The sequence below is a fragment of the Phenylobacterium sp. genome, assembly GCF_031425575.1.
GTDB lineage: Bacteria > Pseudomonadota > Alphaproteobacteria > Caulobacterales > Caulobacteraceae > Phenylobacterium.
This window is the reverse complement of the sequence record NZ_JANPJP010000319.1, coordinates 1-9843: the sequence shown is the minus strand read 5'-3', so window position 1 is coordinate 9843 and position 9843 is coordinate 1. Positions and strand designations below refer to the sequence as shown.

The 9843-nt window shown below is 69.7% G+C and carries 11 protein-coding genes; 9 read left to right on the top strand and 2 right to left on the bottom strand.

Going from position 1 to position 9843, the window contains the following annotated elements; translation table 11 throughout:
* The first annotated feature begins 308 nt into the window (after positions 1-308).
* Both RMO97_RS17830 and RMO97_RS17825 read left to right on the top strand, forming a co-directional pair.
* Entirely contained in the window at positions 309-1586 is a 1278-nt protein-coding gene (locus RMO97_RS17830) for a nucleoside transporter C-terminal domain-containing protein (RefSeq protein WP_310542361.1), read from the top strand.
* Entirely contained in the window at positions 1583-2077 is a 495-nt protein-coding gene (locus RMO97_RS17825; protein ID WP_310542360.1) for a molybdopterin-dependent oxidoreductase, read from the top strand. Before RMO97_RS17830 ends, RMO97_RS17825 begins: the two co-directional genes overlap by 4 nt.
* Here RMO97_RS17825 and RMO97_RS17820 read toward each other — a convergent pair.
* Together RMO97_RS17820 and RMO97_RS17815 are read right to left on the bottom strand one after the other, a co-directional pair.
* Entirely contained in the window at positions 2074-3072 is a 999-nt protein-coding gene (locus tag RMO97_RS17820) for an LLM class flavin-dependent oxidoreductase (protein WP_310542359.1), read from the bottom strand. The two genes, RMO97_RS17825 and RMO97_RS17820, sit on opposite strands and share 4 nt — an antisense overlap.
* On the bottom strand, positions 3072-3530 hold the full coding sequence (locus RMO97_RS17815; RefSeq protein ID WP_310542358.1) for a PaaI family thioesterase: 459 nt from the start codon (positions 3528-3530) through the stop codon (positions 3072-3074). Before RMO97_RS17815 ends, RMO97_RS17820 begins: the two co-directional genes overlap by 1 nt.
* A 108-nt stretch (positions 3531-3638) precedes the next feature.
* Here RMO97_RS17815 and pcaF point away from each other — a divergent pair, with 108 nt between their 5' ends.
* Genes pcaF through RMO97_RS17780 form a run of 7 tightly spaced genes read left to right on the top strand, consistent with a single transcriptional unit; the run spans position 3639 to position 9709 of the window.
* Positions 3639-4847, top strand: coding sequence for a 3-oxoadipyl-CoA thiolase (pcaF, locus tag RMO97_RS17810; RefSeq protein WP_310542357.1), 1209 nt, complete (start codon positions 3639-3641; stop codon positions 4845-4847).
* Positions 4844-5452 (top strand): hypothetical protein, encoded by a 609-nt coding sequence (locus RMO97_RS17805; protein WP_310542356.1) that lies wholly within the window; start codon positions 4844-4846, stop codon positions 5450-5452. Before pcaF ends, RMO97_RS17805 begins: the two co-directional genes overlap by 4 nt.
* 16 nt (positions 5453-5468) lie before the next feature.
* Entirely contained in the window at positions 5469-6617 is a 1149-nt protein-coding gene (locus RMO97_RS17800) for an acyl-CoA dehydrogenase family protein (RefSeq protein ID WP_310542355.1), read from the top strand.
* A gap of 2 nt (positions 6618-6619) precedes the next feature.
* A complete protein-coding gene (locus RMO97_RS17795) occupies positions 6620-6937 on the top strand; it encodes a DUF3253 domain-containing protein (protein WP_310542354.1) in 318 nt (105 codons plus the stop codon).
* Positions 6938-6971: 34 nt separating this feature from the next.
* The gene (locus RMO97_RS17790; protein WP_310542353.1) at positions 6972-7556 is read left to right on the top strand and encodes a uracil-DNA glycosylase family protein; all 585 of its coding nucleotides are present in this window, start codon (positions 6972-6974) and stop codon (positions 7554-7556) included.
* On the top strand, positions 7553-8572 hold the full coding sequence (locus tag RMO97_RS17785; protein WP_310542352.1) for an alpha/beta fold hydrolase: 1020 nt from the start codon (positions 7553-7555) through the stop codon (positions 8570-8572). The genes RMO97_RS17790 and RMO97_RS17785 overlap by 4 nt, the downstream gene beginning before the upstream one ends.
* Before the next feature lie 60 nt (positions 8573-8632).
* Positions 8633-9709, top strand: coding sequence for a Glu/Leu/Phe/Val dehydrogenase dimerization domain-containing protein (locus RMO97_RS17780; protein ID WP_310542351.1), 1077 nt, complete (start codon positions 8633-8635; stop codon positions 9707-9709).
* Positions 9710-9843: the final 134 nt, after the last annotated feature.

Sequence of the window (9843 nt, the reverse complement as noted above, 5' to 3'; positions counted from 1 at the left end):
AGGGTTCGTCGCCCCGCCCTTGCCGCCCATCTCCCTGGGCAGGGCCAGGTCGACCTTCAGCAGGCCATCGAGGCTTTCGACATGGCCGGCGCGGCCGCCGACGGCGCGGGCCTGGGTGGAATAGAGGGCGGGCATGGGGTCATCTCCGTGTTGATTGTGTAATATCATATTGTGCACAATCTAATTGACGTCAACCCAGGCAAGGCGCCTTTTCTTCCATCCGCGACGGCCACCACAGTTGCCTCCGCCCCGGGGTTCGCCTCAATAGGGGGGCCGGCCGGTGAGTCCCGGCGCTGGGGTCTAACTGCATGTTTCGCCTGGAGAACGCCCAGAGCCTGATGGGCATCGCCCTGACCTTGGCCGTCTGCTGGGCCCTGTCGGAGGACCGCGGCCGCTTCCCCTGGAAGCTGGCTCTCGGCGCCCTCTTCGTCCAGGTCGCCCTGGTCCTGCTGCTATTTGGCCTGCCCAGCGCGCAAGGGTTCATCCAGGCCCTCAACGACGGCGTCGACGGCCTGGCCGCCGCCACCGCCCAGGGCACCCAGTTCGTCTTCGGCTACATGGGCGGCGGGGCTCAGCCCTACGCCGTCACCAACCCCGGCGGCCTCTTCGTCTTCGCCTTCCAGGTCCTGCCCCTGATCCTGGTGATCTCGGCCCTCTCGGCCCTGCTCTGGCACTGGCAGATCCTCAAGTGGATCACCCGGGGCTTCGGCTTCATCTTCCAGAAGACCATGGGCCTGGGCGGCGCCTCGGCCCTGGCGGTGGCGGCCAACATCTTCCTCGGCATGATCGAGAGCCCCATCGTCATCCGCGCCTTCCTGGACAAGCTGACCCGCTCGGAGCTGTTCCTGATGATCGTCGTGGGCCTGGCCACCGTGGCCGGCTCCACCATGGTGGCCTACGCCACCATCCTGAGGGACGCCCTGCCCAACGCCGCCGCCCACGTCCTGGTGGCCTCGATCATCTCGGCCCCGGCCGGTATCCTGCTGGCCCGCATCATGGTCCCGGAGAAGCCGGGGCAGGGGGGCTTCTACGCAGACTACAACTCGCTGCTGAAGTACGACAGCAGCATCGACGCCATCTCAAAGGGCGCAATGGATGGCCTCACCGTGGTGCTGAACATCTCGGCCATCCTGATCGTCTTCGTGGCCTTCGTGGCCATCGGCAACGGCATACTCTCGATCTTCCCGGACGTGATGGGCGCGCCGCTGACCATCGAGCGCGTCCTGGGCGTGGTCTTCGCCCCTCTGGCCTGGACCCTCGGCATCCACTGGGACGAGGCCCTCAAGGCCGGCTACCTGCTGGGGGTCAAGCTGATGCTGACGGAGTTCATCGCCTTCATCCAGCTGGGCGCGATCCCTGCCGGCGAGATGACGGAGCGCACCCGCATGATCATGACCTACGCCCTGTGCGGCTTCGCCAATGTCGGCTCTGTCGGGATCACCGTCTCGGGCATGGGCGTCCTGATGCCCGAGCGCCGCAACGAGATCATCGGCATGGTCTGGAAGGCCCTGCTGGCGGGCTTCCTGGCCACCTGCATGACCGCCGCCGTGGTGGGCGCCATGCCCCGCGAACTGTTCGGCCAATGAGGGCGCTCCTTCTCGCCCTGGCCCTGGCGGTCGCTCCCGTCACGGCCTTCGCCCAGTCCCTGACGGTGGTGGACCCGGGCGGCAAGACCAAGGTCCTGACCCCTGCAGACCTCGCCGACCTGCCGCGCGCCGAGGTGAAGAGCGGCGCCCGGACCTATGACGGCCCGGTCCTGACCTACGTCCTGCGGGCCGGCGGCCTGCCGGTGGGCCCCAGGCTGCACGGCGACCCGCTGCGGGCCTATGTGGTGATGACCGGCAAGGACGGCTTCCAGGCGGTCTATTCCCTGGCCGAACTGGACAAGGACTTCCACGACGACCTGGTCATCCTCGCCGACCACGTGGACGGTAAGCCCCTGCCCGACAAGGAAGCCCCCTGGCGCGTCGCCTCCAGCGGCGACAAGAAGGGCTGGCGCTCAGTCTTCGGCCTGGCCCGCATCGAGGCCCGCCTCGTGGATGCCCCGAAGGCGCCGGCCATGGACCACGTCCACTAGGCCTGCTTGATCAACTCCAGCGACCGGATCCGGCTCTCCAGGTCCGGACCCACCGCCATCACGAACACCTCGTCCGCGCCCGTACTCGCGGCCTTGCCGTCCAGCCGCGCCTTCACGGTCGCGGGGTCCCCGACGATGGAGCGGGCCATGACGCCCGCCAGCCTCGGATCGTCCGCCCGCTCCGCCAGGAAGGCCTGGGCCTCGGGGATGGAGGTGAAACGCCGCCGCCCGCCGTCCAGGGTGGCCAGGTTCCCCGCCCGCATCGGCGCAGCCAGCCGCTCGGCCTCGGCGCTGGTCTCGGCGGCCAAGGCGATGGTGGCGATCCCGGCCAGCGGCTCGGAACGAAACACCGACGGCCGGAAGTCGCCCTTGTAGGCGGCCACCGCCGGGCCGCCATCGGCCCGGGCGATGAACTCGGCGAACACCATGCCGACGCCGGCCTGGGCGGCGAACAGCGCGCTCTCCACCGAGGTGCAGAGCAGGAAAAGGTCGGGGTGCGAGGGGCCGGCCGGATTGGCGTGAATCTCCCGGGCCGGATGGGCGTCGGTGATCGGTTCGACGCCCGAAGCGTCCAGCAGCCAGGCCGAGAGCAGGGCGAAGTACTGGGGAAAAGCCTCTGAGCCTGAGGACCGCAATGCTCCGCCAGTGCGCTGGTCAGTGCCCAGCGCGCGCCCGACGCCCAGGTCGATGCGGCCGGGCGCCAGGGCCTCCAGCTCCATGAACACCTCGGCCACCTTCAGGGGGCTGTAGTTCACCAGCATCACCCCGCCCGATCCCAGCCGGATCGTCGAGGTGATCTGGCTGGCCGCCGCGATCAGGATCTCCGGGGCCGGCGAGCCCAGTCCGCCGATATTGTGGTGCTCGGCCACCCAGAAGCGATGATAGCCGAGCCGCTCGGCGGCCTTGGCCACCTCCAGGCTGTCGCGCACCGCCTGGGCCTGGGTGTTGCTCCCGCTCACCGGCGAGAGGTCGAGAACCGAGAGGGTGTAGGTCATCAGGTCCTCGGCGCGGTCTTCTTCAGCACGGCCGAGAAGCTCAGCACCGCCTCGCCCTCGACCGTCATGATCCCCCGCACGAACACCATACTGCGGCCAGCCTTCACCACCTCGCCCCGGCACTCCAGCAGCGAGCCCTCCGGCACCGCGCCGACGAACTCGCTGTTGAAGGTGGCGGTGACACTGCGGCTGTCGGTTAGGGCGTCGCGGGCGATCACGAACAGGCAGTAGTCGGCGAAGGTCATCAGCGCCCCGCCGTGCATGAAGCCGCCGCCGTTCATGTGCTTGCGCTCGGGCCGCATGGCGCAGACCGGGCGACCGTCGTCGTCGAGGCGGTAGTAGAAGGGTCCGGCGTGATCCTCGAAGGGGTCATTGCCGTACATCGACCAGCCGGCCCACTCGCCGCCCTGCACGACGAGGTGCACCCAGGGATCGGTCTCGGTTTCCGTGCCGTCCATGATCACTCCCGAACTCTCCGGAAGCGTTTGCCCGCCGCCGATCCAAACACTAGTTTGCCGCCTCGAACGGGCGACGCCGCAAGGCGACCTAAGTGGCGGAGAGAGATCATGCAAGGCCGGACTGTCTATCTGTGTGGAGGCCTGCGCAGCCCGATCGGCCGCTATGCCGGGGCGCTCTCCAAGGTGCGCGCCGACGACCTCGCCGCTCACCCGCTGAAGGCCCTGATGGCCGCCTATCCCAAGCTCGACTGGGGGCAGGTGGACGAGGTGATCTACGGCAACGTCAACCAGGCCGGCGAGGACAACCGCAACGTCGCCCGCATGGCCCTGCTGCTGGCTGGTCTCCCGTCCACCGTGCCTGGCCTGACGGTCAACCGCCTCTGCGCCTCCGGCCTCGACGCGGTCATCGCCGGCGCGCGCACCATCGCGGCGGGCGAAGCTGATCTGATCATCGCCGGCGGGGTGGAGAGCATGAGCCGCGCCCCCTTCGTGATGGCCAAGCCCGACAGCGCCTTCTCCCGCACTCCGGAGATGTACAACACCACCATCGGCTGGCGCTTCGTGAACCCGCAGATGAAGAAGGACTACGGCGTCGACGCGATGCCAGAGACGGCCGAGAACGTCGCGACCGACTATCAGATCAACCGTGAGGACCAGGACGCCTTCGCACAGCGCAGCCAGGCTCGCGTCGGCGCCGCCCGCGCCAAGGGCTTCTTCGACGGCGAGATCGCGCCCCTGACCATCAAGGACCGCAAGGGCGACATCGTCGTCAGCGAGGACGAACATCCGCGCCCCGACACCACCCTGGCCGCCCTGCAGGGACTCAAGCCCATCGTCCGCGAGGGCGGCACGGTCACCGCCGGCAACGCCTCGGGCGTCAATGACGGCGCCGCGGCCCTGCTGCTGGCCTCGGCCGAAATGGTCCAGAAACTCGGCCTCGAACCCCTGGCCCGCATCGAGGGCGCCGCGTCAGGCGGCGTCGCGCCGCGCATCATGGGCGTGGGCCCGGTCCCGGCGGTGGAGAAGCTTTGCGCACGCCTTGGCGTCACGCCCCGCGACTTCAATGTCATCGAGCTGAACGAGGCCTTCGCGGCCCAGGCGCTCGCCTGCACCCGCGCCTGGGGCCTGGCCGACGACGCCGAGCACGTGAACGCGCATGGCGGCGCCATCGCCATCGGCCATCCGCTCGGCGCCTCGGGCGCCCGCCTTGCGCTCACCGCCGCCCGCGCGCTGCACATGAGCGGCGGCGACCGGGCGCTGGCCACCATGTGCGTCGGCGTCGGCCAAGGTTCGGCCCTGGCCCTGGCCAAGGCATGATCCGTCCTCTCGTCCTCGCCGCCGCCCTGGCCTTCGCCGGCCCGGCCTTCGCCCAGGACGCGCCGCTCAAGACCGCGCCCGCGGCTGCTCCGCCCCTGGCCGGCGGTCCCGCGCCCGCGCCCCCGGCCGGGGCGCCGAAGAAGCCGCCGACGCTGGTGCAAGCCTTGATTGCGGCCGGCTTCGATCCCCACACCAAGCTGACCGGTGACACCGTCCAGGTGATGTCGGGCCAGCGCGCCATCCTTGCGGTGGGCGGCGCCAAGCCTGTGTTGGAGGCCGTCGAGACCGGCCATGTCGACATAGCCCTGCCGGACGGCGCGCCCGACACCTACAAGGCGGTCGCCCCTGGCAAGGTGGCCTTCGCCGTCGATGGTTCGGCGGCCAAGAAGCAGTCCTTCCTGAAGATCTGGAACGGCCTGCCGCACGCGGTCAGCTATGAGGCCGAACTCACCGCCATCCGCGGCGGCAAACTCGCCAAGCGCAAGGCGCAGGTCTGCGCCGTGCCGGGCGGAGGGACGAACTACGAGACTTGGTCGGACCCTATCATCGCCGTCACCCTGTCCAAGGTGGTGGAAGTCGCCGACGACAAGATCACCTGCAAATAGAGCCGAGAGAGACATCATGGCCCTCGACCTGGAAACCCGCGAACAGCTGATCGACACGGTCCGCCGCTTCGTCTCCGAACGCCTGCGTCCCCTGGAGGCCAAGGTCTCCGAAGAGGACGCCATGCCCCCCGAGCTGGTGAGCGAGATGAAGGAGCTGGGCCTGTTTGGCCTCTCCATTCCCGCCGAATACGGCGGCCTGGATCTCTCCATGGAGGACGAGTGCCTGGTGGCCGTCGAGCTGGGCCGCACCAGCCCGGCCTTCCGCTCCACCTTCGGCACCAATGTCGGCATCGGCAGCCAGGGCCTGGTGATGTTCGGGACCGAGGCGCAGAAGGCGAAATACCTGCCGGGCATCGCCTCGGGCGACATCATCACCTCCTTCGCGCTCACCGAGCCGGAGGCGGGGTCGGACTCCGCGGCGGTCCAGACCCGGGCCGTGCTGGACGGCGACCACTACGTGCTGAACGGCGCCAAGCGTTACATCACCAACGCCAACAAGGCCGACCTTTTCACGGTCATGACCCGCACCGATGCGACCAAGCCCGGCGCCGGCGGGGTCTCGGCCTTCCTGGTGGAGCGCAACCTGCCGGGCCTTTCCATCGGCAAGCCCGAGAAGAAGATGGGCCAGCAGGGCGCCCACATCTGCGACGTGATCTTCGACAATGTCCGGGTGCCGGCGGAAAATCGCCTGGGCCGGGAAGGCGAGGGGTTCAAGGTGGCCATGCAGGTGCTGGACCGCGGCCGTCTGCACATCTCGGCGGTCTGCGTCGGCGTGGCCGAACGCCTGCTGACCGACTGCGTGGCCTACGCCAATGAGCGCAAGCAGTTCGGCCAGCCGATCGCCGCCTTCCAGCTGATCCAGGGCATGATCGCTGACTGCAAGACCGAGACCCTGGTGGCCAAGGCCATGGTCATGGAGACCGCCCGCAAGCGCGACGCCGGTGAGAGCGTCACCATGGAGGCCGCCGCCGCCAAGTACTTCGCCTCCGAGATGGTGGGCCGGGTCGCCGACCGGGCGGTGCAGATCTTCGGGGGCGCGGGCTATGTCGCCGACTATGGGATCGAACGCTTCTACCGCGACGTGCGCATCTTCCGGATCTACGAAGGCACCAGCCAGATCCAGCAGGTGGTGATCGCCCGCGAGACCCTGAAGCGGGGCGGCTGACCATGAGCATCGACATGGAGGCCGTGATCCTCGAGATCGTCGGCAAGCTGCCGCCTGGCAAGTCGGCCTCGTCGGAGGAGGTGGCCCGCGCCGCCGACAGCGAGCGCTGGCAACGCCTGACCGGCCACGTCCGCGCCACCGCCCGGGGCCTGGCCCGCCAGGGCCGCCTCACCGTCCTGCGCCACAACAAGCCCGCCGACCCCGACAGCTTCAAGGGCGTCTACCGCCTGCGCCTGCCCACCGAGGATGAGCGCGCGGCGGCCCTGGCCAAGGCGGCGGAAGCTCAGGCGGTGGAAGCGGCGGGCGAGACTGAGGTCTAGCTGGCGCTGGAGCCCATCGTTCCTAGATAGGCCCATGTCCCTGCCCGCCGTCCTCGCCGAGATCGCCGCCTGCCGGGCCTGCGCCGGCGAGCTGTCCCATACGCCGCGGCCGGTGGTGATGGTGAGCCCGAGGACCCGGCTGCTGATCGTCGGCCAGGCGCCGGGCCGCCGGGTGCATGAGAGCGGCACGCCCTTCACCGACCCCTCCGGCGTGCGCCTGCGCACCTGGATGGGGATCGACGCGCAGACCTTCTACGGCCGGCCCGAGATCGGTGTCGCCGCCATGGCCTTCTGCTTCCCGGGCACCAGTCCCAAGGGGGGCGACTATCCGCCCCCGCCGCGCTGCGCCCAGCTCTGGCGGCTGCGGCTGATGGCCGCCCTGCCGGCGATGGAGCTGACCCTGCTGGTGGGCGGCTACGCCCAGGCCTGGGCGCTGGGCGATCGGGCCAAAGGCAACATGACCGAGACCGTTCGCGCCTGGCGGGACTACCTGCCGCACTATCTCCCCATGCCGCACCCGTCCTGGAGGAACACCGCCTGGCTGCGGAAGAACCCCTGGTTCGAAGCTGAGGTTACGCCCTATCTTCGCCAAAGGGTCCAAGCCATTCTAGAGCCGTGAAGCGCCTCCTCGTCCTCCTGTCGGCCTTGATGCTCACCGCCTGCACGCCGCTGATGGTGCAGCAGGCCGGCACGCCGCCCGCCGCCTTCTCCGGCCCGCGCCTGGAGGGCGAGCGCTTCATAAGCTTCGACGGCGCGGCCCTGGGACTGACCACCTGGGCCGCCGAGACCCCGGAGCCCTGGGCGGTGATCATCGGCGTCCATGGCATGAACGACTACGCCAACGCCTTCCACCTGGCCGCGCCCTGGTGGGCCAGCCAGGGGGTGACAACCTACGCCTATGATCAGCGCGGTTTCGGCCGCTCCCCCCACCGGGGCATCTGGGGCGGTGACGAGCTGATGGTGGAGGACCTGCGCACCATCGCCGCCGTGGTCCGCGCCAAACACCCCAAGGCGGTGATCGTCGTCGCCGGGGAGAGCATGGGCGGCGCGGTCACCGTCCAGGCCTTCGCCTCGGATCGCCCGCCCACCGCCGACCGGGTGGTGCTGCTGTCGCCCGCCGTCTGGGGCTGGTCGTCCCAGCCCCTGCCGTACAAGACCACCCTGTGGTTCGCCGCGCGGCTGACCGGGTCGAAGGTCTACGTCCCGCCGGAATGGCTGACCAAGCGCGTCGCCCCCACCGATAACCGCGAGGAGCTCAAGGCCATGGGCCGCGATCCGCTGATGGTCTGGGGCGCCCGGTCAGACACCCTCTATGGCCTGGTGGCGATGATGGAGCGGGCCTACCACGCGACCGGCCAGATCAAGGTCCCGGCTCTCTATCTCTACGGCGCCAATGACGAGATCATTCCCAAGCGCCCGGCCTTCGAGGCCGCCGGCCGCCTGAAGCCCAGCGACCGCACCGTCTATTACGCGCGCGGCTGGCACCTAATGACCCGCGATCACCAGGGTCCCAAGGTGTGGGAGGACATCCTCACCTATGTCCGCGACCCCGGCGCCCCCTTGCCCTCCGGAGCCCCGCCCATTCCCAAGCCGAGGCGCCAAAGCGCCCAGGCCGCCGCATCGCCGGGGTTGTGAGATGGAACGCGCAGGGGTAGAGCCGGGTAAATCCTTCCCCACTTTCAGCGTGTTCTCAGCATGACCCTGTTCGATCACCCCGCCTTCGAGGGGCATGAGAGCGTCAACGCGTTTTTCGATGAGAGAACCGGCCTCAAGTGCATCATCGCGGTTCACTCCACCGCCCGGGGCCCGGCGGCGGGCGGTTGCCGCATGTGGCCCTATGCCAGCGCCGACCTGGCGCTCGACGACGCCCTGCGGCTCTCGCGCGCCATGTCCTACAAGAACGCCATGGCCGACATCCCCTTAGGCGGCGGCAAGGCCGTGATCATCGGCGACAGCCGCACCCAGAAGACGCCCGCCCTGTTCGAGGCCTTTGGCCGGGCCGTGGACTCCGTGGGGGGCCGCTACTGGACCGCCGAGGATGTCGGCGTCTCGCCCGCAGACCTGATGCACGCGCGCCGTGAAACCCGATTCGTGGCCGGCCTGGAGGGTCATGCCGCCGCGTCGGGCGATCCGTCCCCGGTCACCGCCGAGGGGGTGTTCCGGGGCGTAGCGCTGAGCGTGCGCAGGGCGCTGAACCGCGACCTGGCCGGGATCACCGTCGCCATCCAGGGGGTCGGCCATGTCGGCGCCTACCTGGCCGACAAGCTGCACGCCGCCGGGGCCCGGCTGGTCATCACCGACACCAACGCAGAAGCCCTGCGCACGGTCGCCGAGCGGACGGGCGCCAAGGTCGTCAGTCCCGCCGACATCTTCGAGGTCCAGGCCGATGTCTTCGCGCCTTGCGCCCTGGGCGGCGCCATCAACGCCGAGACCCTGCCGCGGCTGAAGGCCCGCATCGTGGCCGGCGGCGCCAACAACCAGCTGGCCACGCCCGAGGTGGGCCGCGCCCTCTTCGAGCGCGGCATGCTCTATGCGCCGGACTATGTGATCAACGGCGGCGGCATCATCAACGTCGCCGCCGAGATCGCCGCCCTCGAGGCCGGGACGGCCTTCGACGCGGCCTGGGTGGCGGCCAAGCTCGACCGGCTCACCGAGACCCTCGACGAGGTCCTGGCCCGCTCCATCACCGAGCGCCGCCCCACCCACGAGGTGGCCAACGAGATGGCCAAGGCCCGCATCGCGGCGGCGGCGCGGGCCAGGCTGGCGGCCTAGATCCGCCCGATCCTGGCCGTCCGCGGCTCTTTCACGGCCACGATCAGCAGCAGCAGGGCCGCTACCAGGAAGCCGATCGAGACGCCGAACACCACCGGGAAGCCCAGGGTGCTGGCCATGATCCCGCCGGCCAG

Coding starts and splice junctions, on each gene's coding strand:
- RMO97_RS17815 (WP_310542358.1), bottom strand. CDS start 3,530: ATGGACGGCACGGAAACCGAGACCGATCCCTGGGTGCACCTCGTCGTG.
- RMO97_RS17800 (WP_310542355.1), top strand. CDS start 5,469: ATGGCCCTCGACCTGGAAACCCGCGAACAGCTGATCGACACGGTCCGC.
- pcaF (WP_310542357.1), top strand. CDS start 3,639: ATGCAAGGCCGGACTGTCTATCTGTGTGGAGGCCTGCGCAGCCCGATC.
- RMO97_RS17830 (WP_310542361.1), top strand. CDS start 309: ATGTTTCGCCTGGAGAACGCCCAGAGCCTGATGGGCATCGCCCTGACC.
- RMO97_RS17805 (WP_310542356.1), top strand. CDS start 4,844: ATGATCCGTCCTCTCGTCCTCGCCGCCGCCCTGGCCTTCGCCGGCCCG.
- RMO97_RS17790 (WP_310542353.1), top strand. CDS start 6,972: ATGTCCCTGCCCGCCGTCCTCGCCGAGATCGCCGCCTGCCGGGCCTGC.
- RMO97_RS17780 (WP_310542351.1), top strand. CDS start 8,633: ATGACCCTGTTCGATCACCCCGCCTTCGAGGGGCATGAGAGCGTCAAC.
- RMO97_RS17820 (WP_310542359.1), bottom strand. CDS start 3,072: ATGACCTACACCCTCTCGGTTCTCGACCTCTCGCCGGTGAGCGGGAGC.
- RMO97_RS17795 (WP_310542354.1), top strand. CDS start 6,620: ATGAGCATCGACATGGAGGCCGTGATCCTCGAGATCGTCGGCAAGCTG.
- RMO97_RS17825 (WP_310542360.1), top strand. CDS start 1,583: ATGAGGGCGCTCCTTCTCGCCCTGGCCCTGGCGGTCGCTCCCGTCACG.